The sequence below is a fragment of the Streptomyces sp. NPDC094032 genome, from assembly GCF_040303965.1.
Taxonomy (GTDB): domain Bacteria; phylum Actinomycetota; class Actinomycetes; order Streptomycetales; family Streptomycetaceae; genus Streptomyces.
This window is the reverse complement of sequence record NZ_JBEOUE010000030.1, coordinates 1-24,230: the sequence shown is the minus strand read 5'-3', so window position 1 is coordinate 24,230 and position 24,230 is coordinate 1. Positions and strand designations below refer to the sequence as shown.

The window sequence follows — 24,230 nt, the reverse complement described above, 5'->3', positions numbered from 1 at the left end:
GGGGTCACGCGGCCCGGGCGAAACGGTCCTGGTCGGCGTTCACCCGCCCCTCCGCGGCGTGCTTCCGACCCCAGCGGCGCCCCTTGGCGGCACGGGCGGCCTCGTGCGCGAGCCGCTCGGCGGCGGCCTCCCGGATGAGCTCGGCGTGGTGGATGCGGTGGAGTTCGTACTCGAACATGTCGTGCTCCCTGGGCTTCTGTGTTCCTCGCTCCTTGCGATGACCACTACTTTGCTCGCCCAGGGGGTGCGGTCACATCGGGAGAGTGCCGCATGTTCGGCGTACGGGGGGCCTTAGGTGATGCCTGAGGGGCCTTAGGGGCCGCCTAGGGGGACCCTAGGTGGTGCCGGGCCGGGGCCCTAGGACGCCTTCGCCGCCCGCCATTCGTGGGCCAGGACCGACCAGACCTCCATGTCGGCGCGCTTGCCCCGGTAGGGGTAGCTCTCCCGCATGACGCCGTCGCGGCTCATGCCGAGGCGGCGGGCGACGCCGATGCTGGGGGTGTTGGCGGAGGAGACGTGCCACTCGACGCGGTGGATGCCGCGCACCTCGATCGCCCAGTCGATGATCGCGCGGCAGGCGCGGGTGACCAGGCCCCGGCCCGCGTACCCGGGCTCGACCCAGCAGCCGGCCTCGGCCATCCCGCTCTCGGTGTCGAAGATCCGGAACATGACGCCGCCGACCAGGGCGCCGTCGAGGCGGATGCCGTAGAGCCGGCCCTCGTCGCGGGCGGTCTTGTCGGCGTACGACTGGAGGTAGGAGCGGGCCGACGCGAGGTCGGTGACGACGTCGGGGAGGCCGACGTGGGCGCCGATGAACTCCCGGCCCCGGTCCATGTGGGCGAGCAGCTCCTCGGCCTGCCAGGGCTCCAGGGGGGTCAGCGCGGCACCGTCGTCACCCAGTTGTATCGCGAACATCGTCGTGCTCCTCGGCCTGCGGAACGGTCACTCGTTGCGCAGGGATCTTCGCATGGCCGGGGTCGGCGTCGCGGGCGTCCGCGGCGGCCCGGCACTCCGGGGGCTCGATGCTGATCCGGGGCAGCAGCCGGTCGAGGCGGCGGGGCAGCCACCAGTTCGCGCCGCCGAGCATGTGCATGAGGGCGGGGACCAGGAGGGTGCGCAGGACGAAGGCGTCGAGCGCGACGGCGGCGGCGAGCGCGATGCCGAACATCGCGATGACACGGTCGCCGGAGAGGACGAAGGCGAGGAAGACGGAGATCATGATGACCGCCGCGGAGTTGATCACCCGGCTGGTCTCGGCGAGCCCGACCCGGACCGCCCGCCGGTTGTCGCCGGTCTCCAGCCACTCCTCGTACATCCGGCTGACCAGGAAGACCTGGTAGTCCATGGAGAGCCCGAAGAGCACCGACACCATGATCACGGGCAGGAAGGGTTCGATCGGTCCGGCGCTGCCCAGGCCCAGGAGTTCGCTGCCCCAGCCCCACTGGAAGATCGCGACGACGATGCCGAAGGCGGAGGCGACGGCCATGACGTTCATGAGCGCGGCCTTGAGCGGGATGCCGATCGACCGGAAGGCGAGCAGCAGCAGGGCGCAGCCGAGGGCGATGACGACGCCGACGAAGAGCGGCAGCTTGCCGACGATGATGTCGGCGAAGTCGTCGTACGAGGCGGTGACGCCGCCGACGTGGACCTGGAGCGACGTGCCGTCCGAGGCGGTCGGCAGGACGTCGTGGCGGAGCCGGTCGACGAGCTCGCTGGTGGCCTTCGACTGGGGCGAGGAGTCGGGGACGACGGTGAGCACGGCGGTGTCGCCGCTGCCGTTGTACGTGACCGGGGAGACCGAGGCGACGCCCTTGGTGTGCGCGAGCGTGGCGGGCAGCTCGTTCATGGCCACCTTGGCGTCGGCGCCGTCGAGCGAGGCGACGAGGGTCAGCGGCCCGTTGACGCCGGGCCCGAAGCCTTCGGCGAGCAGGTCGTAGGCCTGCCGGGTGGTGGCGGAGGCGGGGTTGTTGCCCTGGTCGGAGGTGCCGAGGTGGAGGGAGAAGGTCGGCAGCGCGAGCACCACCATGACGACGGCGGCGACCGCGCCGAGCAGCTTGGGGTGGCGCTCGACGAAGGCGGACCAGCGGGCGGCGAAGCCGGTGGGCAGCTCGGGCTGGGGGCCGTGCTCGGCGAGCTGCCGGCGTTCCCTGCGGCTGAGGGCGCGCATCCCGATGAGGGAGAGCAGCGCGGGCAGCAGGGTGACGGAGGCGGCGACGGTGAGCACGACGGTCAGGGAGGCGGCGATGGCGACGCCGTTGAGGAAGCTGAGCCGCAGGATCAGCATGCCGAGCAGCGCGATGCAGACGGTGGCGCCCGCGAAGACCACGGCGCGGCCGGTGGTGGCGACGGCGATCCGCGCGGCCTCGGGCACGGGCAGGCCGCGTTTGAGGCCCTTGCGGTGCCGGGTGACGATGAACAGCGCGTAGTCGATGCCGACGCCGAGGCCGATGAGCATGCCGAGCATCGGGGCGAAGTCGGCGACGGTCATGAGGTGGCCGAGGAGCACGATGCCGGAGTAGGCGATGCCCACGCTGACCAGGGCGGTCGCGATGGGGAGCACGGAGGCGGCGAGCGAGCCGAAGGCGACGAAGAGGACGACCGCCGCGACGATCACGCCGACGGCCTCCGCGATGTGCCCGCCGGGGGCCTCGGTGAGGGCGACGGCGCTGCCGCCGAGCGCGACCTGGACGTCGTCGGTAGCGGCGGCCTTGGCGGTGTCGACGAGGGCCTTGGCCTGGCTCTCGGGGATGTCGTCGGCCTGCGCGTCGAAGGTGACGGTGGCGTAGGCGGTGCGCCCGTCCTCGCTGATCTGGCCCTGGGCGGGGCCGGGGCCGTACGGGGAGGCAACGGAGGCGATGCCGGGGAGGTCGGCGACCTGGTCGAGCATGGCGGTCATCCGCTGCTCGGTGGCGGCGGCGCGGACGCTGCCCCGGTCGGTGTGCCAGACGATGGTGTCGGTGTCCCCGCCGGCGCCGTGGAAGCCCTGGTCGAGCAGGGCGGTGGCACGGCCGGACTCGGTGCCGGGGACCTCGTAGTCGTTGGAGTACGCGCTGCCGGCGACCACCGCTCCGGTCGCGGCCCCGCCGAGGGCGAACAGCCAGAGGAGAACGGCGACGAGGCGGTGCTTGATGCACCACCGTGCGATGGCTGCCAACGGACGCGCTCCCTGGGTGGATCGGTACTCGCCCCACTGTTACAGCCAAAAGTGATCGTTTGACCGTTTCGTGGCGATCCTCACAGGTTGTCCGGAGGGGTCGGGACCGAGGTCCCGACCCCCGGGGGACGACTTACCCCGAGACGCTGGGACGCCCGTTCTCGATGTGGCCCATCAGGCGCCGGCGGAAGCCGTCGGGCCCGGTCACCTCGACGTCGTACCAACCGTGGGCGTCGGCCGCGGAGTGCACGACGGTACGGGTCCGGCCCGGCTTGACCGTGACGGTGCGGGTCCAGTCGCGCAGGTCGCGCTCGTCGACGTACCCCAGCGGCCGGACGGTGAAGGAGACCGGGGCCGTGGAGTCGTTGCGTACGGTGAGGTGCAGGTCACGGTCGTGGTGGTCGACGCGCGAGGTGAGCTGGGCGCCCCCGCCGGCGGGGCCCTCGAACTCGCGGCGGAAGCCGTTGGGGCCGGTGACGGTGAAGCGGTAGCGGTCCCGGGTAAGGGGCACCGTCCATTGCGCCGTGCCCCTTACGTCCCGGTGCTGCGGGACGGCGAACTCGCCCGCGTACGGGTAGAGCGCGAAGTGCGCGCTCGCCCGGCCGGTGTTGCGCAGCGCGACGGTGACGGCGCCCTCGCCCACCGTGGCCGAGGCGTCCGGCTGGTACGGCAGCGGGCGGGCCGGGCGGCTGCCGGGCTCCTGGACGGGCATCGACTGCACCGCCGGGGGCTGGGGCCGCCAGCGGCCGGTGAAGGGCGGGACGGGCCCGGGCTGCTCCACGGGCGGCTGCCGCCGGGTGCGCTTGAAGTCGAAGGCGGAGGTGAGGTCGCCGGTGACGGCCCGGCGCCAGGGCGTGATGTTGGGCTCCTGGATCCCGGTCAGCCGCTCCAGGAAGCGGACCACGGAGGTGTGGTCGAAGGTCTCGGAGCAGACGTAGCCGCCGACCGACCACGGGGAGACCACGAGCAGCGGGACCCGGATGCCGAGGCCGGTGGGCTGCCCCTTCCAGCGCTCGGCGTCGCCGGCCGGGTCGTCGGCGGCCGGGACGGGCGGGGGCACGTGGTCGAAGAAGCCGTCGTTCTCGTCGTAGTTGATCAGGACGACGGTGTGGCGCCAGACGTCGGGGTGGGCGCCGAGGGCGTCGAGGACCTTGTAGACGAGGGAGGCCGAGGCGACCGGCGAGGAGGCGCCGGGGTGCTCGGAGTCGACCGCCGAGGGCACCAGGTAGGAGACCTCGGGGAGCGTCCCGGCGGCGACGTCGGCGCGGAAGGCGTCGGCGAGGGTGCCCGTCTCGACCCGGCGCAGACCGCGCTCGAACAGGGAGCGCTCGGCGGCGGTGAGGGTCGCCACGCCCTCCTCCAGGAGCCCGAGCAGCCGGGTCCGCTCGGCGGCGTCGGAGGTGTCGCGGACGGCCGCGTAGAAGGACTCCATGAAGGTGTGCCCGCCGGTTCCGGCGAGCGCCTTGCGGGCGATCTTCTTGAAGCTGGTGAAGAACTCGATGTTGTTGTCGGTGAAGTTCTCCCACTCCGTGTACGTCTTCCAGCTCCGCCCGGCGGCTTCGAGCCGCTCCGCGTAGGTGGACCAGCCGTAGCCGGGGTGGGTGCCCTCCGCGTAGGCGGCGTTGGTGACGGCGCGGCTGCCGTCGGCCTCGTGTCCGGTCCAGCCGGACCAGAGATGGTTGCGGTTGGGGCTGGTGGAGGTGTGGATGGAGGAGTGGTAGGCGTCGCAGATGGTGAAGGTGTCGGCGAGCTCGTAGTGCAGCGGGATGTCCCGCCGGTCGTAGTACGCCATGGTGGCCGCGGTCTTGGCCGAGACCCAGCCGTCCATCCACCCCCCGTGCCAGGCCTTGGCGCCGCCGCCCCAGGAGTGGTCGAGGTCGCCTATGTACTGGAGGTCCTTCTTCTGCGTCTCGGCGGCCCCGCGCACCGGGAACGGCAGCACGGTCCGTCCGGGGGCGGCGGGCTGCTCGAACACGGGCCTGCCGGAGGGCAGTTCGATGGCATTGCGGTCGCCGAATCCACGGACACCGCGCAGGGTGCCGAAGTAGTGGTCGAAGGACCGGTTCTCCTGCATCAGGATCACCACGTGCCGCACCGCTGAGAGCCCCCCGGCCGGCGGCTCGGCGGCCATCGCCGCCTGGAGCGACGGCGGCAGCAGCGATCCCGCGGCGGCGACCCCGAGAGCGCCGCCGCCCAGCGCGAACAGCCTCCTGCGGGACAGCTCAGGGTTCATCTCCGTGGACAAGACCGACCTCCAGTCGCGGGCCTGACACCCCTGGCTCGCCTTCGAGCCAGGGGTTGGGTACGTCAGGGACGCTAGAGAGACGGGGTGGCCGGAAGAAGACCCCGCGGGGGCGCGGCGGTGAACGCGTGCCGGAGCACCGCCGCGCCCGCGGCGGGCGGGATCAGCTCCGCTGCCAGCGCTGGTTCGGCGCGCCGTTGCCGTACCAGAGGGCGACGGAGCTGCCGGGGGCCGTGGCCTCGCCGGAGACGTCGATGTTGAAGCCGTTCATCCGGTTGGTCACCGTGCCGTCGGCGTTGAAGGTCCACTTCTGGTTGTCGCCGCCGTTGCAGTACCAGATGATCAGCGCGCGCCCGCCGTGGTCGGCGTCCAGGCACATGTTCCCGTAGACGCGCAGCTCCTTCTCGGGGGTGTACGCCCACTGCTGGTTCGGCGAGCCGGCGGTGCACCACCAGATGATCAGCGAGCTGCCGGCCTGCTGGGAGGCGCCGGGCACGTCCAGGCAGTGGCCGGAGCCGATGCCGCGCAGCACGCCGTTCTGGACGGACGGGCGGCCGGTGCCGAACCAGGCCCAGGCGAGCCGGTCGGCGGCGGACTGGTTGGTGGTGCGCAGGGTCAGGTCCGTGCCGGTGCCCTGGAGTTCGGTGAGGCTGTACCAGTCGCCGTTGCGCAGACCGGGCCAGTAGACGGAGCCCATGCCGAGCTCGCGCAGGGTGTCCGTGTCGCCCTGGAGGTACGCGATCTCGTTCGAGTCGTTGACCGGGCCGTTGTAGTCGAGCCCGCTCGCCAGGTTGGAGCCGAACTCGGTCAGGACCGTGCGGGAGGCGCAGCCGCCGACCTTGGTGCGCAGGTCGGCCGCCCACTGGGCGCGGTCCTTCCAGTCGCCGTGCCAGAAGCCGTAGTGGTGCAGGGAGAGGTGGGTGCCGGCCAGACGGGAGTCGGCGCAGACCGGGCGCACGTCCTCGCTGTAGCCGGAGCCGCCCACGAAGACCCGCTCGCGCGCGATGTTCTGGCCGTGGTCGGTCAGCCAGCGGGCGGCCACGTCGGTCCACTGCGCGGCCGTGTAGCCGAACGGCTCGTTCATCGGCTCGAAGTAGACCTGGCGGGAGTCGCCGTACTTGGCGAGGATCGTCGACCACATGGCGTCGTAGGACGCCTGGTTGTCGATCTTCCCGTCCTTGGTCTCCGGGGCCTCCCAGTAGCCCAGCAGGACCTTGAAGCCCTTGTGCACGGCGGCGTCGATGGCCCCCGTGTACGACTGCCAGTACGCGCCGTTGACGGTGGCCGGGTTGACGGGCAGCCGGACCGTGTTCACGCCGAACTTGCTCTGGAACTGGCCGACGATCGCCGCCGACTTGGCGTACGTCGTCGGGAAGTCGTCGGTCTTCGAGAGGCCCGAGAGGACCAGCTCGTCGCTCGCGTAGTTGTCCCTCGGATCGGCCCAGTTGACCCCCTGGAACTGGCCGCTGTCGGTGGCCGCGGCGGCCTCCGGCGCGAGCGGTCCGGCCTGGAGGCCTATCAGTGAGAGACAGCCCGCGGCCAGGAAGGCCAGGGCTCTGCGTGAGGCGGACATGCGTTCCCCCGTTGCGTCGATGTGAAGATCTTTTAAGGAGCGGCGTGATCGTATCCACACCTCGTCCACCGACGACAGAGCGCCCCGCACGGAAGCCGAAGCTCCGGTGCGGGGCGCCCTCGTGCCCGTACGGGAAGACGGGATCAGCCCTCGCTGACGCCCAGCTTCTCCAGGATCAGGTCCTTGACCTTCGCCGCGTCGGCCTGACCGCGGGTGGCCTTCATGACCGCGCCGACCAGCGCGCCGACCGCCGCGACCTTGCCGCCGCGGATCTTGTCGGCGATGGCCGCGTTGCCCGCGATGGCCTCCTCGACGGCCGTGCCGAGCGCGCCGTCGTCCGAGACGACCTTCAGACCCCGCTTCTCGACGACCTCGTCCGGGGTGCCCTCGCCGGCGAGGACGCCCTCGATGACCTGGCGGGCCAGCTTGTCGTTCAGGTCACCGGAGGCGACCAGGGCCGACACACGGGCGACGTCCGCCGGGGTGATCGCGAGCTCGTCGAGCGCGACACCCTGCTCGTTGGCGTTACGGGCCAGCTCGCCCATCCACCACTTCCGCGCCGACGCCGCGTCGGCGCCCGCCTCGGTCGTGGCGACGATCGGGTCGACCGCGCCCGCGTTGAGGATGGCCTGCATGTCCAGCTCGGACACGCCCCACTCCTCGCGCAGCCGGTTACGGCGCACCCGGGGCAGCTCGGGCAGGGCCGCCCGCAGCTCCTCGACCCAGGCCTTGGCCGGGGCGACCGGGACCAGGTCCGGCTCCGGGAAGTAGCGGTAGTCCTCGGCGTTGTCCTTGATGCGGCCCGAGGTGGTGGAGCCGTCGTCCTCGTGGAAGTGACGGGTCTCCTGGAGGATCGAGCCGCCGGCCTGGAGGACGGCCGCGTGGCGCTGGATCTCGAAGCGCGCCGCACGCTCCACGGAGCGCAGCGAGTTGACGTTCTTCGTCTCCGAACGCGTACCGAAGGTGGTGGAACCCTTCGGCATCAGCGACAGGTTGACGTCGCAGCGCATCTGACCCTTGTCCATGCGCGCCTCGGAGACGCCCAGGGCCTTGATCAGCTCGCGCAGCTCGGCCACGTACGCCTTGGCGACCTCGGGAGCGCGCTCCCCCGCACCGACGATCGGCTTGGTGACGATCTCGATGAGCGGGATGCCGGCCCGGTTGTAGTCGAGCAGCGAGTGCGAGGCGCCGTGGATGCGGCCGGTCGCGCCACCGATGTGGGTGGACTTGCCGGTGTCCTCCTCCATGTGGGCGCGCTCGATCTCCACGCGGAAGATCTCGCCGTCCTCCAGCTGGACGTCCAGATAGCCGTTGAAGGCGATCGGCTCGTCGTACTGCGAGGTCTGGAAGTTCTTCGGCATGTCCGGATAGAAGTAGTTCTTCCGGGCGAAGCGGCACCACTCGGCGATCTCGCAGTTCAGCGCGAGACCGATCTTGATGGCGGACTCGACGCCGATCGCGTTGACGACCGGCAGCGCGCCGGGCAGGCCGAGGCAGGTCGGGCAGGTCTGCGTGTTCGCGTCCTGGCCGAGCTCGGTCGAGCAGCCGCAGAACATCTTGGTCTTGGTGCCCAGCTCGACATGGACCTCAAGGCCCATGACGGGGTCGTACGTGGCGAGCGCCGCTTCGTACGACAGCAGTTCAGTGACAGTCACGGTGGAACTTCCCTCTCAGCCCAGCAGGACGTCGTCGTCGCCGAGACGCTTCAGCTCGCGGTACAGGATCGCGAGGCCGGTGACGATGGCGGCGGCGGACACGACGGCGTCGACCAGCTTCAGCGTGTCGTGCTCGGCGCGCGCCTTCTTGACCTGCTTGGCCACGCTGAGCGCGCCGAAAGCGGTGGTGCCCATCGACACGTACGTGCCGGTCTTGGACTTCTTGAAGCCCTTGGCCTTCTGCAGTGCACTGGTACTCACAGCGACGGAGCCTCCTCGAGCAGCGGGTGACCCCACTTTTCCACGAAGGCGGCCTCGACGGCGGCACCGACCTTGTACAGCCGGTCGTCCTTCAGGGCGGGGGCGATGATCTGCAGACCGACCGGCAGGCCGTCCTCCGGCGCGAGGCCGCAGGGCAGCGACATGGCGGCGTTGCCCGCCAGGTTGGTCGGGATGGTGCACAGGTCCGCGAGGTACATCGCCATCGGGTCGTCGGCGCGCTCGCCGATCGCGAAGGCGGTGGTCGGGGTCGTCGGGGAGACGATCACGTCGACCTGCTCGAAGGCGGCCTCGAACTCGCGGGTGATGAGCGTACGGACCTTCTGGGCCGAGCCGAACCAGGCGTCGTAGTAGCCCGAGCTCAGCGCGTACGTACCGAGGATGATGCGGCGCTTGACCTCGGGGCCGAAACCGGCCTCGCGGGTGAGCGCGGTGACGTCCTCGGCGGACCGGGTGCCGTCGTCGCCGGCGCGCAGACCGTAGCGCAGACCGTCGAAGCGGGCCAGGTTGGAGGAGCACTCCGACGGCGCGATCAGGTAGTACGCGGAGAGCGCGAGGTCGAAGGTGGGGCAGTCCAGCTCCACGATCTCGGCGCCGAGCGACTTCAGCAGCTCGACGGACTCGTCGAAGCGCTGCACGACACCGGCCTGGTAGCCCTCGCCGCGGAACTGCTTGACGACGCCGACGCGCATCCCGGCGACCGAGCCGTTGCGGGCCGCCTCGACGACCGGCGGGACCGGCGCGTCGATGGAGGTCGAGTCCAGCGGGTCGTGGCCGGCGATGGCCTCGTGCAGCAGGGCCGCGTCGAGGACCGTACGGGCACAGGGGCCGCCCTGGTCGAGCGAGGACGAGAAGGCCACCATGCCGTAGCGGGAGACCGCGCCGTAGGTCGGCTTGACGCCGACCGTGCCGGTGACGGCGGCGGGCTGGCGGATGGAACCGCCGGTGTCCGTGCCGATGGCGAGCGGGGCCTGGTACGCGGCGAGCGCGGCCGAGGAGCCACCGCCGGAGCCGCCGGGGATCCGGGTCAGGTCCCAGGGGTTGCCGGTCGGGCCGTACGCGCTGTTCTCCGTCGAGGAGCCCATGGCGAACTCGTCCATGTTGGTCTTGCCCAGGATGACCACGTCGGCGGCCTTCAGGCGCTTGACCAGCGTGGCGTCGTAGGGCGGGATCCACCCTTCGAGCATCTTGGAGCCGACCGTGGTCGGGATGCCCTGGGTGGTGAAGATGTCCTTCAGCGCGAGCGGGACACCGGCGAGCGGGCCCAGCTTCTCGCCGCGGGCACGCTTCTCGTCCACGGCGCGGGCCTGGGCCAGCGCGCCCTCGCGGTCGACGTGCAGGAAGGCGTGGACCTTCTCGTCCACGGCCTCGATCCGGGCCAGGTGGGCCTCGGTGACCTGGACGGCGGTGAGCTCGCCGGAGGCGATCTTCGCCGCGATCTGCGCGGCGGTGAGCTTGATGATGATGCTGTTGTCCGTCATGACTTCTTAGTCCTCCCCCAGGATCTGCGGCACCTTGAAACGCTGCTGCTCCTGGGCCGGGGCGCCGGAGAGCGCCTGCTCGGGGGTGAGCGACGGACGGACCTCGTCCGCGCGCATGACATTGGTCAGCGGCAGCGGGTGGGAGGTCGGCGGTACGTCTTGGTCGGCGACCTCGGAGACGCGGGCGACCGCGCCGATGATGTCGTCGAGCTGGCCGGCGAAGTGATCGAGCTCTTCGTCGGCGAGTTCCAGACGCGCCAGCCGGGCGAGGTGGGCGACCTCCTCGCGCGTGATGCCAGGCATGCGGATCCTCAGGGGTGCTTGATGGTGTTGGCCCAATCCTAGGGGGCCCGCACCGCTGCCCGTGAAACGGTTTGCCCGGGACGGTCCGCCGGGGTGTCCCGGGACGCTCCCCGGCCGGTCCCCCGGCCGGGGGCGCGGGTCACTGCACCACGTGCCCCGAGGGGTGCTCGGCCTGCGCCACGGCGGCGGCCGCGGCGGCCGCCGCCGCGATCTCCGAGGGGCGGCGCCAGCCGTGCTCGCCACGGGCGCGCAGCCAGGCGGTGGTCTCGCCGGGCGGCATGGCGGCGGCGACCAGCCAGCCCTGGACCGCGTCGCAGCCCAGGTCCCGCAGACGCTCCCAGGTCTCGTCGTCCTCGACGCCCTCGGCGACGACGAGCAGGCCCAGCGAGTGGGCGAGGTCGACGGTGCAGCGGACGATCTCGGCGTCCTCGTTGTCGACGGCGAGCCGGGCGACGAAGGAGCGGTCGATCTTCAGCTCGCTGACCGGGAGGCGGCGCAGGTGCACGAGGGAGGAGTAGCCCGTGCCGAAGTCGTCGAGCGACATCTTGACGCCGTGCCCGGTGAGCCCGGCCATGGTGTCGGCGGCCCGCTGCGGGTCCTCCAGGAGGACGTGCTCCGTTATCTCCAGCTGGAGCGCGCCGGCCGGTACGCCGTGCCGGGCGAGCCGGGCGGCGACGGCGCCCGCGAAGCCGGGGGTGTGCACGTCGCGCGGGGAGACGTTGACGGCGACCGGCACGTTGAGGCCCTGGGCGCGCCAGCGGGCGACCTGGGCGAGGGCGGTCTCCAGGACGTACTCGGTGAGGTGGGGCATCAGGCCGGAGGACTCGGCGATGGCGATGAACTCGTCCGGCGGGACCTTGCCGCGCTCGGGGTGGACCCAGCGGACCAGCGCCTCCAGGCCGGCCACCTGGCCGTCGAAGCGGACCTTGGGCTGGTAGTGCAGCTCGACCTCGCCGGCGTCGAGGGCGCGGCGCAGGTCGCCGAGGAGGCCGAGGCGGTCGGGGGTGTTGGAGTCGCGCTTCGACTCGTACACCTCGACGCCGGTGCGGTCCCGCTTGGCCTGGTACATCGCCACGTCGGCGCGGCGCAGCAGGCCCTCGGCGTCGAGGGCGTGCTCGGGGAAGACGGCGACTCCGGCGCTGGCCTCCAGGACGAGGGTGAGCCCGTCGAGGTCGAGCGGGGAGGAGAGCTCGGCGACGAGGTGGCGGGCGACGCGCTGGGCGCTGGTGGTGGAGTCGGCGGTGGGCAGCAGGACGGCGAACTCGTCGCCGCCGAGCCGGGCCGCCTCGGCGCCGCGGGGCAGGGCGAGCCGGAGCCGTTCGGCGATCTGGAGGAGCAGCCGGTCGCCCGCGAGGTGCCCGAGGGTGTCGTTGACCGAGCGGAAGCGGTCGAGGTCGATGAGGACGAGCGCGGAGCGGACGCCCTCGCCCTCGGCCTCCTCCAGGGCGGTCCAGGTGCGCTCCAGGAGCCACTGGCGGTTGGGCAGTCCGGTGAGCGGGTCGCGCAGCTGCTCCTCGGCGCGGGCGCGGGCGATCCACAGGGTGGAGTCGAGGGCGATCAGCGGGACGACGAAGAGCGGCAGCAGCGCGGGGACGGCGACGGCGACGACGCAGATGAGGGGGGCGATGCCGAGCAGGGCGACGGCGACCAGGCCCTGGCGGAGCAGGGCGGTGCGGGCGGCGGTGGGCAGGGCGCCGCCCTGGGGGGCGAGCGCGTACCAGAGCAGCAGCCGGGTCACCACGAGGTAGGCGACGGCGGCGAGCGCGACTTCCGGCAGGTCGCCGATCCCCCAGTCGAGGGGGCTCCAGGGGTCGGCGACGGTCGGGACGTCGCCGAAGGTGGCGAGGACGAGGGCGGCGGCGCAGGCGCCGATCACGTCGACGGCGCCGTGCAGCAGGCCGTGCCGCCAGCGGTGCCGGCGGGCGGCGGCGACGAGCAGGACGACGGAGAGGGAGACGAGACAGGCCGGCACCCAGCCGTAGAGCAGCAGGACGGCCAGGGTGAGGGCGGCGCCTGAGCCGGTGCCGCCCCACCAGCGGTCGCGGCCGAGCGCGACCAGATGGCCGACGATCAGCCCGGTGAGGACGGCGAGGGACCAGCCGGCGGCGCCGCCGGGGAAGAGTCCCTGGCCGGTGCTGAGCGTCCGGTACAGCCCTGCGGCGAGCACGACGGCGGCGATGCCCACCAGCGCTCCGGGCAGCCCGGAGGTGATGCCCACGAACGCCGCACGGCCTTGCGGCCGTGCGACCGGGGCGGCACTCTCGGTCGGTTTCATTCCCGTCCCTCTCACAGCCGGCGGTGCCGTCGCAACGCGGGGGCCGTCGTCATGCCACTGGGCCGTCGTGCCGCCGCTCGTCGTACCGCGTGTCCTGCTCCCGCACCCGGCAGGGCCCTCACACAGCCGTGCGCGGCGGACGCACGGTCACCACACTAGGCCGCGGAGGGCTTCTACGGGCAGCGCTCTTCTTCTCTTGCCCGAATGCGACCCGGCCACCCGTAACGATCTGGTATGCGCTGAACGGGTGAGCCTCCGCGGCCCGTCGAGAGGCTACTCGGCGACCGGGAGGGCCACCTCCCTGGCGGCTTCGGGGCCCTGTTCCAGCAGGACGGCGAAGCCCTCCTCGTTCAGAACCGGAACCTTCAGCTGCATCGCCTTGTCGTACTTCGAACCCGGGTTGTCACCGACAACGACAAAGGCGGTCTTCTTCGAAACGGAACCTGTCACCTTCGCTCCACCGGCTTGCAGGGACTCTTTTGCGCCATCCCTGGTGAAGTTCTGCAGGGTGCCCGTCACGACCACCGTCAGACCGTCCAGCGGACGCGGCCCGATCTCCTCACCGGCCCCCTCGTCCTCCAGAGTCACCCCGGCGGCGCGCCACTTGCGCACGATCTCCCGGTGCCACTCCTCGGCGAACCACTGCTTCACCGCGGTCGCGATGATCCCGCCGACCCCGTCGACGGCCGCCAGCTCCTCCTCGCTCGCCTGCTCGATCCGCTCCAGCGAACGGAACTCGCGGGCCAGCGCCTCGGCCGCGACCGGGCCCACATGGCGGATCGACAGACCGTTGATGAAGCGGGCCAGCGGGCGCGTCTTCGCCGCCGCGATGTTCTCCAGCATCGCCAGCGCGTTCTTCTTCGGCTCGCCCTTCTGGTTGGCGAAGACCGTGACGATCTTCTCCTCGCCCGTCTTCGGGTCCCGCTTGGGCAGCCCGCTGTCCGGATCCAGCACATACGCCTTGATCGGCAGCAACTGCTCGATCGTCAGGTCGAAGAGATCGCCCTCGTCCACCAGCGGCGGCTCGGCCGGCTCCAGCGGGCGGGTGAGCGCCGCCGCCGCCACCGCGCCGAAGTTCTCGATGTCCAGGCACTGGCGCCCGGCCAGGAAGAACAGCCGCTCCCGCAGCTGGGCGGGGCACGTCCGCGCGTTGGGGCAGCGCAGATCGATGTCCCCCTCCTTCATCGGCTTCAGCGGCGTGCCGCACTCCGGGCACTCGGCCGGCATCACGAACGGGCGCTCGCTGCCGTCCCGCAGATCCGCCACCGGGCCCAGGATCTCCGGGATCACGTCACCGGCCTTGCGCAGCACGACCGTGTCACCGATCAGCACGCCCTTGGCCTTCACCACGTCCTGGTTGTGCAGGGTGGCGAACTCGACCTCGGAACCCGCCACCGTCACCGGCTCCACCTGCGCGTACGGCGTGACGCGCCCGGTGCGGCCGACACCGACCTTGATGTCGATCAGCTTGGTGTTGACCTCCTCCGGCGCGTACTTCCAGGCGATGGCCCAGCGCGGGGCGCGCGCCGTGGAGCCGAGCCGGCCCTGGAGCGGGATCTCGTCCAGCTTGACGACGACGCCGTCGATCTCGTGCTCCACCGAGTGCCGGTTCTCACCGAAGTACGCGATGAAGTCCCGTACGCCGTCGAGCGTGTCGACCACCCGGTTGTGCCGGGCGGTGGGCAGGCCCCACTCGCGCAGCAGCTCGTAGGCGTGCGACAGGCAGTCGATGTCGAAGCCGTCGCGGGCGCCGATGCCGTGCACCACCATGTGCAGCGGGCGGGTCGCCGTCACCTTCGGGTCCTTCTGGCGCAGCGAACCCGCCGCCGCGTTGCGCGGATTGGCGAAGGGCTTGTCGCCCGCCTCGACCAGGCGCGCGTTCAGCCCCTCGAAGGCGTCCATCGGGAAGTAGACCTCGCCGCGGATCTCCACGAGATCCGGGACGCGGTCGCCGCGCAGCCGGTCCGGGACGTCCGCGATCGTCCGCACGTTCGGCGTGATGTCCTCGCCCGTGCGCCCGTCGCCCCGGGTCGCCGCGCGGGTCAGCCGCCCGTGCTCGTACGTCAGGTTCACGGCCAGGCCGTCGACCTTCAGCTCGCACAGATAGTGGAAGTCGGAGGTGCCGACGTCCCGGCCGACGCGCTCGGCCCAGGCGGCCAGCTCCTCGTCGTCGAACGCGTTGTCCAGCGAGAGCATCCGCTCGCGGTGCTCCACGGAGGTGAACTCGGTCTCGTACGCCCCCGCGACCTTCTGCGTCGGCGAGTCCGGCGTCCGCAGCTGCGGATACTCCTCCTCCAGGGCCTCCAGGGACCTGAGGAGCCGGTCGAACTCCGCGTCGCTGACGACCGGCTGGTCCTTCACGTAGTACCGGAAGCGGTGCTCCTCGACCTGCTCCGCCAGCTCGGCGTGCTTCTCCCGCGCCTCGGCGGGGGCCCCCTGCTCGACTGCCACCGTTTCTCGTCCTCCCGATGCCTGAAACCCGGTCACCCCGGTCACTCTGGGTTGTCCGCGAGCGATCTCGCCGCCCGGGCGCTGTGGGCGAGCGCCTTGCGGGCGTACTCCGGAGAGGCGCCCGCGAGGCCACAGGTCGGGGTGACCACCACGGACTTCGCGAGAGTCCCCGGATTCAGCCCCAGCCTGCGCCACAACGTCCTGACACCCATGACGCTACCGCCCGGGTCCGACAATGCCCCCGAGGCCGGGTCCGTCGACGGCACCACACCGGCGAAGAGCACGGTCCCGCCCTCCACCGCCTCGCCGATCGGCTCCTCGTCACGCTCGGTGAGCAGCCCGAAGTCGAACGAGACACCGGCCGCGCCGGCCCGCCGCAACAGCCCGAACGGGACGCCGGGAGCGCAGGTGTGCACGACCACGGGACCGTCGTGCGCCGCCATCACGTCGCGCAGCGTGCCCTCCACGACCTGCCGGTCGACGGCCCGGTGGGTGCGGTAGCCGCTGGCGGTACGGATCTGCCCGAGCAGCACGGAGGTCAGCGAGGGCTCGTCGAGCTGGAGCACGGGCCGCGCCCCCGGGACCCGCCTGCGCAGCTCCGCGAGATGCCCGCGCAGCCCCTCCGCGAGCGAGCCCGCCAGATCCCGTACGGCCCCGGCGTCGCCGAGCATCGCCTCGCCGCCCCGCAGCTCCAGCGCGGCGGCGAGCGTCCACGGCCCCACCGCCTGCACCTTGAGCGGCCCCTCGTACCCCTGGGTGAACTCCTCCAGGGCGTCCAGGTCCTCCCCCAGCCAGGACCTGGCCCGCCGGGTGTCCCGGCCCGGCCGGTCACTGATCCGCCAGCCGCTGGGCTCCACATGCGCGTACAGCTCGACGAGCATCCCCGCCGTCCGCCCGATCATGTCCGCGCCGGGCCCGCGCGCGGGCAGCTCCGCCAGGAACGGGAAGTCCTCGAAGGACCCGGTGACGGTCTTGGCGGCCTCCCGGGCGTCCCCGCCCGGCATGGACCCGACCCCGGTGGCGGGGCCCCAGGGGAAGACGCTCTTCTCGCTGCTGTCGCTCTTGTCGCTCACTCGGGAAGCGTACGTGGCGTGCGCTCCAGGGCCTCGCGGGTGGCGAGCGTGACCGGGTGGTCGGGGCCGAGGACGCGGGTGCGGGCGGCGAGGACGGCGGTGAGTTCGGCGTGGGCGGTCGCGGGGTCGCCCAGGGTGGCGAGGTTGAAGCGGGCGGCGAGGGTGTCGGGATGGTCGGGGCCGAAGCGCCGGCTCCGGGCCTCGACGACGGCCTCCGCCTCCCGGCGGGCCGTCTCCTCGTCGCCGAGCTCCCCCAGGAGCCACGCCCGGTTCATCCGGGTCGTGAGCGTGTCCCGGTCGTCGGGACCGAGCAGCCGCGTCTCCGCCGCCAGCACGATGTCCATCTCCGCCAGGGCGTCCTCGGTCCGTTGGAGCAGCGCGAGGATCATGGCCAGGTTGGCGCGGGCCGCCAGGGTCTGCTGGTCGTCGTCCCCCAGGAGGCGGGACTCGTCCTCGATCAGGGCGGTGAACTCGGCCCGGGCGGCTTCGAGATCGCCGCACTGGTGCAGGGCCACGCCCCGCAGGTTCCGGGCCCGCGCCACGAGCAGCTCGTCGGGCGCCTCGGCCGCCGCCGACTCCCCGATGAGCCGGTCGAGGACGTGCAGGGCCTCGTCCTCCCGCCCCGAGGCCAGCAGCGCGTCCGCGTACTCGCAGCCCGCCGCCAGGAGGGTGCGGTGGCCCGCCGGGAGGTGGCGCGCCGCGCCCTCGTGGACGGCGAGACCCCGTTCCACGGCCTCCAGGACCAGGCCCCGCGCGCTCAGCGACCGCACCGCGCGGACGGCGCCCATCCAGCCCGACTCGCCGACGCCCGGCCCGAGGTCGTGCAGCAGGTGCGGGACGAGCAGGGGCCACAGCGGATCCAGCCCCTTCGGGTCCTCGATCCGCACCCCGAGCTCCTGCGACAGCCGCTCCCGCTCCCCCCGGTAGGCGTCCCGCACCAGCGGATGCAGCGTCACCACCGGCTCCCCTTCCGCGCGCAGGGACGCGAGGCCGAGCAGGTCCAGGGCCTGGAGGCAGCTCCACAGCTCGCCGGGCGGGATCGCGAGCCGCTCCGGCGCGAAGACCCGCAGCGGCACGGGCGCGTCGGCGAAACCGGCAAGGAGGCGCAGCAGCTCCTCGGCATGGGCGTGCCCCCGGTCGCGCAGCAGCCGCAGGGACATGGCCCAGATACGGGCGAGGGTGCCGTCCCCGTCCACGGCGAGGTCCCCGGACCCCAGGGCGGCGAGATAGGCCCCGTACGTGGCGGGTTCGCCGGGGGTACGGAGGAAGGCCGGGCGTTCGGTGACGGAGGCCAGATAGAGACCGGCGCTATCCAGGGCGAGCGGCAGCCCACCAAGGCGTACGGCGAGCGACTCGGCGTCCGCAGGCGGCCCCGACTCCTCCCCCGCCCGGTCCACGAGAACCCGGGCACCCTCCTCCCCCGGCAGCGCGCTCAACGGGTGCAGTACGGGCCCGGTACCCCAGGCGGCCGGGTCGCCGTCCCGTGTGGTGACGAGCACGAGCCCGCCCCCGCCCCCGCCCGCCGGGACGCGCACCCACCCCGTACCGGCGGCGAGGGAGCCGGGTCCGTCGAGCAGGGCCAGCTCGTCCGCGTTGTCGACGACGAGCAGCCAGCGCCCGGCGAAGGACGCCAGCCGCTCCCACAGCAGGTCGGCGGTCTGCCCGGCGGCCAGGTCGTCCTCGCGCAGGCCCACCCGCCGGGCGACCGCGCGCAGCCCGTCCGCGAGCCGCCCGGCGTCCTGGGCGGCGACCCACCACACGGGCGCCCCCTCGGCCGCGAAGCCACTCGCGACCTCCAGGGCGAGACTGGTCTTGCCGACGCCCCCGAGCCCGTACACGACATGCGTGCCGTCGGCCGCCCGGAGCCGCGCGAGCAGCTCGTCCCGCCCTCGGAGCGGGGTGCCCCGGCGTCCCCAGGGCGGGGCGACGGTCACCTCGTCGGGCGGCGGCGGGGCCTGCCGCACGACGAGGTGCTCGATGTGCCCGGCCTGGACGACGGTGCCGTGCGTCCCGCCGGTGACCGAGTTGTACGCCGCCGCCCCGCCCCCCGTCATCGGCTCAGCGTCCCGGGCGGACCGACAGGTCGTTGACCTCGGCGTCGCGCGGCAGGTCGATCGCCATGACGATGGTCGTCGCCACGGACTCGGGGTCGATCCACTTCTCGGGGTCGTACTCCTTGCCCTCCTGCTGGTGCACCTTCGCCTGCATGGGGCTGGCCGTGCGCCCCGGGTACACGGAGGTGACCCGCACCCCGTTGCCGTGCTCCTCGTGCCGCAGCGAGTCGGCGAGCGCCTTCAGGCCGTGCTTGGAGGCGGCGTACGCGCTCCATTCGGCGTGCGCGTTGAGGCCGGCGCCCGAGTTCACGAAGACGACGTGCCCCTTGGTGAGGCGCAGTTGGGGCAGGAAGTGCCGGGTCAGCTCGGCGGGGGCGATCAGGTTGACGTTGAGCTGGTGATGCCACGCCTTCGGCGTGAGTTCGCCGACCGCCCCCAGATCGATGACGCCCGCGATGTGCAGCAGGCTGTCGATCCGCTCGGGCAGGCTCTGATGCGAGAACGCCCACGACAGCCGGTCCGGGTCCGCCAGGTCCCCGACGAGCGTCCGCGCCCCCGGGAACTCGGCCACCAGCTCCTTCGCCCGCCCCGCGTCCCGCGCGTGCAGCACGAGCTCGTCCCCCCGCGCGTGCAGCCGCCGCGCGACGGCGGCACCGATGCCGGAGCCCGCTCCGGTGATCACATGAGTTGCCATGGGGCCCATGCTCGCATCATCCGCGCGCGCCCACGGCCTCCTTCAGATAGGTCAGCGCCGCCGCCCCGTCCTCCGCGAAGAAGACCAGGTCGGTGAGCGGGAGCGGGAGGAAGCCCTCCTCCTCCATGCGGCGGAACTGGGACTTGAGGCCGTCGTAGAAGCCGGCGGTGTTGAGGAGGACGACCGGCTTCGTGTGCTTGCCGTGCTTCTTCAGTTCCAGGATCTCGGTGGCCTCGTCGAGGGTGCCCGTGCCGCCGACCATCACGACGATCGCGTCGGACTTGGCGAGGAGCTGAGCCTTGCGCTCGGCGAGGTCCTTCGTGATGACCATCTCGTCCGCGCGGGAGCGGGCCTTCGCCGCGAGGAAGTCGACCGAGACGCCGACCAGACGCCCGCCCGCCTCCTCGACCCCGTCCGCCACGACCTTCATCAGGCCCGTGTCCGAGCCGCCCCAGACCAGGGTGTGGCCCGCCTTTCCGAGGCGGGTGGCGAAGTCGCGGGCCGGGGTGGTGTAACGCTCGTCGAGGTCGGCGGCGGAGAGGAAGACGCAGATGTTCATGGGGTCCACGGTAGGCCTTCGCGGCGGCGGCGAGATTTCTGCCGGGAAGTTCCGCCGGGGAGCGATGAGTTCGGGGAGCGGTCCCGGTCTGAGCTTCCATGGACGAGGTGTACTTCACGGCGCAGGACGGAACGCGGTTCTCGTACGAGCGGTACGGGGCCGGGGGCGGCGACCCGGTGATCCTGGTCGGCGGGGGCGAGCGGGGCGGTGGTGAGCGGGCACTCGCCGGGCTCCTCGCCCGGCGCTTCCCCGTCATCCTCTACGAGCGGCCCGGCGGGCCCGATCCATTAGGCAACGGGATCGCCGCTCTCGCCGCCCTGGTGGACGCCCTGGGCGGCGTCGCCGCCGTGCACGGGACGGCGTCCGGCGGCGACCTGGTGCTCGCCGCCGCGGCGGCCGGGGTGCCGGTCGGGGCCGTGTCGGTCTACGAGCCGCCCTACGAGGCGGAGGCCGCCGACCGGCTCGGGCGGGTCCCCGCGCGCGTCCTCGTCGTCGACGGCGGCGCCAGCCCGGCCGGGACGCGGAGGGCGGCGCGTACGGTCGCCGCGGCCGTTCCCCGGGGGCGGCATCGGACGCTGACCGGGCAGACGTACGAAGTGGCGCCGCATGTCCTGGCGCCGGTGCTGGCCGACTTCTACACGGCGTAGACCGGGCGCGGCGCGCCTTAGTTCTGAACGCAGGCCCAGACCGCGAGGCCGATCGCGATCAGGAAGCTGGCGAGACCGGTGACCAGCGCCCGGCCCGGGACGGTCAGGCGACGGACCGCGGGCGTGCGGGCCAGGCCGATCGGCGCGGCGGCGACGGCCAGGCCGATCACCACCCATCGGACGGGGAGCCCGTCGGTCGGCCCCGCATCGGCCTCCGCCCACATCGCCAGGAACGCGATCCCTGCGAGTAGGTGCAGGGCCAGCGCCCACAGCACGCCCGCCAGCACGGCGACCCCGGTCCCCCGGCGCCGCGCCGCCGGGCGGTAGGGGCCGTAGAGGGCGTCGTACGTGTCGGGGTTCATGATCGGCTCCTCCGGGTCAGGTGGACCCCAGCGTCACCTCTGGGCCGCCCGCCCGGCATGGGCGCGCGTGCTCATCTCCCCGCGCCGCGTACTCAGGCCGGCTGCGTCGCCGGGCGGCGGACCGTCGTCGCGATCGTCGCCGAGCCGACCACGCGGGTGTCGTCGTACAGGACGATCGCCTGGCCGGGGGCCACGCCCCTGACCGGGGTGTCGAAGGTGACCTTCAGCTCGCCGTCGGTCAGCTCCGCGTTCACCGGGGTCTCGCCGCCGTGGGCGCGGAGCTGGGCGGTGTAGCGGCCCGGGCCCTCGGGGGCCGTGCCGCACCAGCGGGGCTTGATCGCGGTGAGGGCGGTGATGTCGAGGGACTCCGCCGGGCCTACCGTGACCGTGTTGTTCACCGGGGAGATGTCGAGGACGTAGCGGGGCTTGCCGTCGGCTGCCGGGTGGCCGATGCGGAGGCCCTTGCGCTGGCCGATCGTGAAGCCGTAGGCGCCCTCGTGGGTGCCCAGCTTGGTGCCCGACTCGTCGACGATGTCGCCTTCCGCCGTGCCCAGGCGGGTCGCCAGGAAGCCTTGCGTGTCGCCGTCCGCGATGAAGCAGATGTCGTGGCTGTCGGGCTTCTTGGCGACCGCCAGGCCGCGCCGCTCCGCCTCCGCGCGGATCTCGTCCTTGGTCGTCAGGGTGTCGCCCAGCGGGAACATCGCGTGCGCCAGCTGCTTCTCGTCGAGGACGCCCAGGACGTACGACTGGTCCTTGGCCATGTCCGAGGCCCGGTGCAGCTCGCGCGTGCCGTCCTCGCGCAGCAGCACCGTCGCGTAGTGGCCGGTGCACACGGCGTCGAAGCCGAGCGCGAGGGCCTTGTCCAGGAGCGCCGCGAACTTGATCTTCTCGTTGCAGCGCAGGCACGGGTTGGGCGTGCGGCCCGCCTCGTACTCCGCTACGAAGTCGTCCACGACGTCCTCGCGGAAGCGCTCGGCCAGGTCCCACACGTAGAAGGGGATGCCGATCACGTCCGCCGCCCGGCGGGCGTCGCGCGAGTCCTCGATCGTGCAACAGCCCCGCGCTCCGGTACGGAAGGACTGCGGGTTCGCGGACAGGGCGAGGTGGACGCCGGTGACGTCGTGGCCCGCCTCCACGGCACGGGCCGCGGCCACGGCGGAGTCGACTCCGCCGGACATGGCGGCGAGGACACGGAGGGGGCGCTGCTGCGGGGTCTGAGTCATAGCCCTACCAGGGTACGGGGCCGGGGAACCGTGGTCGCCGGAGTAAGCGTTCTCGGTCATATGGGGAAGCGGAACAGTGGCAAGAGTGTGCAGGGTGGGGCCTCGCGGCGGGCGTTTCTGATCGGGGGCGGGGTCGCCGTCGTCGGTACCGCCGTGCTGGCTCGGGACGAGTTGGCGCGGTTGTGGTGGCGGCTGCCCGGGACCGAGCGGAAGCGGGTCGAGGGCGCGCTCGATCACAAGGGGGCCGAGTGGACCGCCGCGTCCCGGTACAACTGGCGGCGGGCGGACCGGCCCGACGACTATGTGATCGATCGGGTCGTGATCCATGTCGTGCAGGGGAGCTACGACTCGGCCGTGCGGGTCTTCAAGGATCCCGGGCACGCCGCCGCCGCGCACTACGTCGTGCGCAAGGACGGGCACATCGCCCAGATGGTGCGTGAGCTCGACGTCGCCTTCCACGCGGGCAACCGGGACATGAACGAGCGCAGTGTCGGGATCGAGCACGAGGGGTTCGTCGACCGGCCCGAGGGGTTCACCGCGGCGATGTACTCGGCTTCGGCGAAGCTGACGGCCGACATATGCCGGCGGTACGGGATACCCGTCGACCGGGAGCATGTCATCGGGCATGTGGAGGTGCCGGGGACCGATCACACCGATCCCGGGGCGCACTGGGACTGGGAGCGGTATATGGGGCTTGTGCGGAAGGAGCGGGACCGGATGGACCGGGCGACCGCCTCGACCGGCTGAGGTCCGTCGGGCTCCGTCGGGCTCCGTCGGCCTCGGCCTCGTCAGCTTAGGCCCGCGGTCCTCGCTCGTTTCACCGCCGGGCCGATCGCCTCCGCCACCGCCGCCACGTCCTCCCGCGTGGACGTGTGGCCCAGCGTGAAGCGCAGGGTGCCGCGGGCCAGGTCCGGGTCCGCGCCCGTCGCCAGCAGCACATGGCTCGGCTGCGCGATGCCCGCCGTGCAGGCGGAGCCCGTCGAGCACGCGATGCCCGCGGCATCCAGGAGGAGGAGCAGGGAGTCGCCCTCGCAGCCGGGGAACGTGAAGTGCGCGTTGGCCGGGAGGCGGTTCTCCGGGTCGCCGCCCAGGAGCGCGTCCGGGACCGCCGTGCGGACGGCCGTGACCAGCTCGTCGCGGAGTGCGCCGACGGTGCGGGCGAACTCCTCCCGGCCCTCCGCCGCCAGGCGGCCCGCCACGGCGAAGGCCGCGATGGCCGGGACGTCCAGCGTGCCGGAGCGGACGTGGCGCTCCTGGCCGCCGCCGTGCAGCACGGGTACGGGGGTGTACTCGCGGCCGAGCAGCAGGGCGCCGATGCCGTACGGGCCGCCGATCTTGTGGCCCGAGACGGTCATCGCGGCCAGGCCCGAGGCCGCGAAGTCGACCTCGATCTGGCCGAAGGCCTGGACCGCGTCGGCGTGCAGGGGGACGTTGAATTCCGCCGCTACGTCCGACAGTTCGCGGATCGGCATGATCGTGCCGATCTCGTTGTTCGCCCACATCACGGTGGCCAGGGCCACCGAGTCCGGGTCCCGGGTGATCGCCTCGCGCAGGGCCTCGGGGTGCACCCTGCCGTACGCGTCGACGGGGAGGTACTCGACCGTCGCGCCCTCGTGCGTGGCCAGCCAGTCGACGGCGTCCAGCACGGCGTGGTGCTCCACCGGGCTCGACAGGACGCGGGTGCGGCGCGGGTCCGCGGCGCGGCGGGACCAGTAGAGGCCCTTCACCGCCAGGTTGTCGGCCTCCGTGCCGCCGGAGGTGAAGACGACCTCGCTGGGGCGGGCGCCCAGCGCGCTCGCCAGCGTCTCGCGGGCCTCCTCGACGGTCCGGCGGGCGCGCCGGCCTGCGGCGTGCAGCGAGGAGGCGTTGCCCGTGACGGCGAGCTGGGCGGTCATCGCCTCGATCGCCTCGGGGAGCATGGGCGTGGTCGCGGCGTGGTCGAGGTAAGCCATGGTGGATTGATTCTACGAGGCCGGGTGGGGCGGGTCGGTGTGTGGCCTGTTTGTGGGGGTGGGATCTCGCCGGGCCTGCGGTTCTCGCGGCTTTACCGCTTCACCCCGTGCCCCACGGGGGCCGGTACCTCCGCGGGGGTGGGGGTGTCCGGACTGCGACCGATCTACGAGGGCCACGGCCTGGTCGCCGACATCGATCCCGACACGCGCACGGTGGAGGGGCTGCTGGTCGACGGCAGGGAGCTCGACTACG

20 protein-coding genes are annotated in these 24,230 nt (G+C 72.6%); 2 read left to right on the top strand and 18 right to left on the bottom strand.

From position 1 onward, the window contains the following. Positions 1 to 4: 4 nt before the first annotated feature. From ABTZ54_RS30720 to ABTZ54_RS30650, 15 genes are all read right to left on the bottom strand, one after another. Positions 5 to 178 (bottom strand): hypothetical protein, encoded by a 174-nt coding sequence (locus ABTZ54_RS30720; RefSeq protein ID WP_351669442.1) that lies wholly within the window; start codon positions 176 to 178, stop codon positions 5 to 7. Positions 179 to 357: 179 nt separating this feature from the next. Beyond that, positions 358 to 915, bottom strand: coding sequence for a GNAT family N-acetyltransferase (locus ABTZ54_RS30715; RefSeq protein ID WP_351669440.1), 558 nt, complete (start codon positions 913 to 915; stop codon positions 358 to 360). Beyond that, positions 893 to 3,154: an MMPL family transporter gene (locus ABTZ54_RS30710; RefSeq protein ID WP_351669438.1), complete on the bottom strand. Its 2,262-nt coding sequence runs from the start codon at positions 3,152 to 3,154 to the stop codon at positions 893 to 895. Before ABTZ54_RS30710 ends, ABTZ54_RS30715 begins: the two co-directional genes overlap by 23 nt. 133 nt (positions 3,155 to 3,287) lie before the next feature. Beyond that, positions 3,288 to 5,387 carry a phosphocholine-specific phospholipase C gene (locus tag ABTZ54_RS30705; protein ID WP_351669513.1) on the bottom strand — a complete coding sequence of 700 codons (2,100 nt, stop codon included), beginning with the start codon at positions 5,385 to 5,387 and terminating at the stop codon, positions 3,288 to 3,290. Positions 5,388 to 5,559: 172 nt separating this feature from the next. Continuing rightward, complete coding sequence (locus ABTZ54_RS30700) at positions 5,560 to 6,969, bottom strand: ricin-type beta-trefoil lectin domain protein (RefSeq protein WP_351669436.1); 1,410 nt, start codon at positions 6,967 to 6,969, stop codon at positions 5,560 to 5,562. 143 nt (positions 6,970 to 7,112) lie between these two features. Next, positions 7,113 to 8,624, bottom strand: coding sequence for an Asp-tRNA(Asn)/Glu-tRNA(Gln) amidotransferase subunit GatB (gatB, locus tag ABTZ54_RS30695; RefSeq protein WP_351669434.1), 1,512 nt, complete (start codon positions 8,622 to 8,624; stop codon positions 7,113 to 7,115). Between the two features lie 15 nt (positions 8,625 to 8,639). Beyond that, positions 8,640 to 8,885 carry a membrane protein gene (locus ABTZ54_RS30690; RefSeq protein ID WP_046905392.1) on the bottom strand — a complete coding sequence of 82 codons (246 nt, stop codon included), beginning with the start codon at positions 8,883 to 8,885 and terminating at the stop codon, positions 8,640 to 8,642. Beyond that, positions 8,882 to 10,384, bottom strand: a complete 1,503-nt coding sequence (gene gatA, locus ABTZ54_RS30685) for an Asp-tRNA(Asn)/Glu-tRNA(Gln) amidotransferase subunit GatA (protein ID WP_351669431.1) — start codon at positions 10,382 to 10,384, stop codon at positions 8,882 to 8,884. Before gatA ends, ABTZ54_RS30690 begins: the two co-directional genes overlap by 4 nt. 6 nt (positions 10,385 to 10,390) lie before the next feature. Further along, complete coding sequence (gene gatC / locus ABTZ54_RS30680) at positions 10,391 to 10,687, bottom strand: Asp-tRNA(Asn)/Glu-tRNA(Gln) amidotransferase subunit GatC (protein WP_046905390.1); 297 nt, start codon at positions 10,685 to 10,687, stop codon at positions 10,391 to 10,393. Positions 10,688 to 10,826: 139 nt separating this feature from the next. Then, positions 10,827 to 12,962: a putative bifunctional diguanylate cyclase/phosphodiesterase gene (locus ABTZ54_RS30675; RefSeq protein ID WP_502997342.1), complete on the bottom strand. Its 2,136-nt coding sequence runs from the start codon at positions 12,960 to 12,962 to the stop codon at positions 10,827 to 10,829. A gap of 273 nt (positions 12,963 to 13,235) precedes the next feature. Further along, positions 13,236 to 15,413, bottom strand: a complete 2,178-nt coding sequence (ligA, locus tag ABTZ54_RS30670) for an NAD-dependent DNA ligase LigA (protein ID WP_351669427.1) — start codon at positions 15,411 to 15,413, stop codon at positions 13,236 to 13,238. A gap of 41 nt (positions 15,414 to 15,454) precedes the next feature. Further along, the gene (locus tag ABTZ54_RS30665; protein WP_351669511.1) at positions 15,455 to 16,417 is read right to left on the bottom strand and encodes a methionine synthase; all 963 of its coding nucleotides are present in this window, start codon (positions 16,415 to 16,417) and stop codon (positions 15,455 to 15,457) included. Between the two features lie 65 nt (positions 16,418 to 16,482). After that, positions 16,483 to 18,540: a tetratricopeptide repeat protein gene (locus ABTZ54_RS30660; protein ID WP_351669425.1), complete on the bottom strand. Its 2,058-nt coding sequence runs from the start codon at positions 18,538 to 18,540 to the stop codon at positions 16,483 to 16,485. Positions 18,541 to 18,544: 4 nt separating this feature from the next. Next, complete coding sequence (locus tag ABTZ54_RS30655) at positions 18,545 to 19,243, bottom strand: SDR family oxidoreductase (RefSeq protein ID WP_351669423.1); 699 nt, start codon at positions 19,241 to 19,243, stop codon at positions 18,545 to 18,547. 7 nt (positions 19,244 to 19,250) lie between these two features. Then, positions 19,251 to 19,793 carry an LOG family protein gene (locus ABTZ54_RS30650; RefSeq protein WP_351669421.1) on the bottom strand — a complete coding sequence of 181 codons (543 nt, stop codon included), beginning with the start codon at positions 19,791 to 19,793 and terminating at the stop codon, positions 19,251 to 19,253. Between the two features lie 98 nt (positions 19,794 to 19,891). Here ABTZ54_RS30650 and ABTZ54_RS30645 point away from each other — a divergent pair, with 98 nt between their 5' ends. Next, the gene (locus ABTZ54_RS30645) at positions 19,892 to 20,440 is read left to right on the top strand and encodes a hypothetical protein (protein WP_351669419.1); all 549 of its coding nucleotides are present in this window, start codon (positions 19,892 to 19,894) and stop codon (positions 20,438 to 20,440) included. 17 nt (positions 20,441 to 20,457) lie between these two features. Here the strand turns inward: ABTZ54_RS30645 and ABTZ54_RS30640 are convergent, their stop codons facing one another. Further along, positions 20,458 to 20,802, bottom strand: a complete 345-nt coding sequence (locus ABTZ54_RS30640) for a hypothetical protein (protein WP_351669417.1) — start codon at positions 20,800 to 20,802, stop codon at positions 20,458 to 20,460. Positions 20,803 to 20,894: 92 nt separating this feature from the next. Beyond that, the gene (gene mnmA / locus ABTZ54_RS30635) at positions 20,895 to 22,025 is read right to left on the bottom strand and encodes a tRNA 2-thiouridine(34) synthase MnmA (protein WP_351669415.1); all 1,131 of its coding nucleotides are present in this window, start codon (positions 22,023 to 22,025) and stop codon (positions 20,895 to 20,897) included. A gap of 60 nt (positions 22,026 to 22,085) precedes the next feature. On the opposite strand from mnmA, the gene ABTZ54_RS30630 reads away from it, so the two are divergent. Continuing rightward, a complete protein-coding gene (locus ABTZ54_RS30630; protein WP_351669413.1) occupies positions 22,086 to 22,772 on the top strand; it encodes an N-acetylmuramoyl-L-alanine amidase in 687 nt (228 codons plus the stop codon). A gap of 41 nt (positions 22,773 to 22,813) precedes the next feature. Here the strand turns inward: ABTZ54_RS30630 and ABTZ54_RS30625 are convergent, their stop codons facing one another. Then, entirely contained in the window at positions 22,814 to 23,977 is a 1,164-nt protein-coding gene (locus tag ABTZ54_RS30625) for a cysteine desulfurase family protein (RefSeq protein WP_351669411.1), read from the bottom strand. Between the last annotated feature and the right edge of the window lie 253 nt (positions 23,978 to 24,230).

Bases quoted from the DNA above. Each gene is read 5' to 3' on its own strand.
- ABTZ54_RS30720 (WP_351669442.1), bottom strand. From the start codon at position 178: ATGTTCGAGTACGAACTCCACCGCATCCACCACGCCGAGCTCATCCGG.
- ABTZ54_RS30715 (WP_351669440.1), bottom strand. From the start codon at position 915: ATGTTCGCGATACAACTGGGTGACGACGGTGCCGCGCTGACCCCCCTG.
- ABTZ54_RS30705 (WP_351669513.1), bottom strand. From the start codon at position 5,387: ATGAACCCTGAGCTGTCCCGCAGGAGGCTGTTCGCGCTGGGCGGCGGC.
- ABTZ54_RS30700 (WP_351669436.1), bottom strand. From the start codon at position 6,969: ATGTCCGCCTCACGCAGAGCCCTGGCCTTCCTGGCCGCGGGCTGTCTC.
- gatA (WP_351669431.1), bottom strand. From the start codon at position 10,384: ATGACGGACAACAGCATCATCATCAAGCTCACCGCCGCGCAGATCGCG.
- gatC (WP_046905390.1), bottom strand. From the start codon at position 10,687: ATGCCTGGCATCACGCGCGAGGAGGTCGCCCACCTCGCCCGGCTGGCG.
- ABTZ54_RS30675 (WP_502997342.1), bottom strand. From the start codon at position 12,962: ATGAAACCGACCGAGAGTGCCGCCCCGGTCGCACGGCCGCAAGGCCGT.
- ABTZ54_RS30665 (WP_351669511.1), bottom strand. From the start codon at position 16,417: ATGCCGGGCGGGGACGCCCGGGAGGCCGCCAAGACCGTCACCGGGTCC.
- ABTZ54_RS30660 (WP_351669425.1), bottom strand. From the start codon at position 18,540: ATGACGGGGGGCGGGGCGGCGGCGTACAACTCGGTCACCGGCGGGACG.
- ABTZ54_RS30655 (WP_351669423.1), bottom strand. From the start codon at position 19,243: ATGGGCCCCATGGCAACTCATGTGATCACCGGAGCGGGCTCCGGCATC.
- ABTZ54_RS30650 (WP_351669421.1), bottom strand. From the start codon at position 19,793: ATGAACATCTGCGTCTTCCTCTCCGCCGCCGACCTCGACGAGCGTTAC.
- ABTZ54_RS30645 (WP_351669419.1), top strand. From the start codon at position 19,892: ATGGACGAGGTGTACTTCACGGCGCAGGACGGAACGCGGTTCTCGTAC.
- ABTZ54_RS30640 (WP_351669417.1), bottom strand. From the start codon at position 20,802: ATGAACCCCGACACGTACGACGCCCTCTACGGCCCCTACCGCCCGGCG.
- mnmA (WP_351669415.1), bottom strand. From the start codon at position 22,025: ATGACTCAGACCCCGCAGCAGCGCCCCCTCCGTGTCCTCGCCGCCATG.
- ABTZ54_RS30630 (WP_351669413.1), top strand. From the start codon at position 22,086: ATGGGGAAGCGGAACAGTGGCAAGAGTGTGCAGGGTGGGGCCTCGCGG.
- ABTZ54_RS30625 (WP_351669411.1), bottom strand. From the start codon at position 23,977: ATGGCTTACCTCGACCACGCCGCGACCACGCCCATGCTCCCCGAGGCG.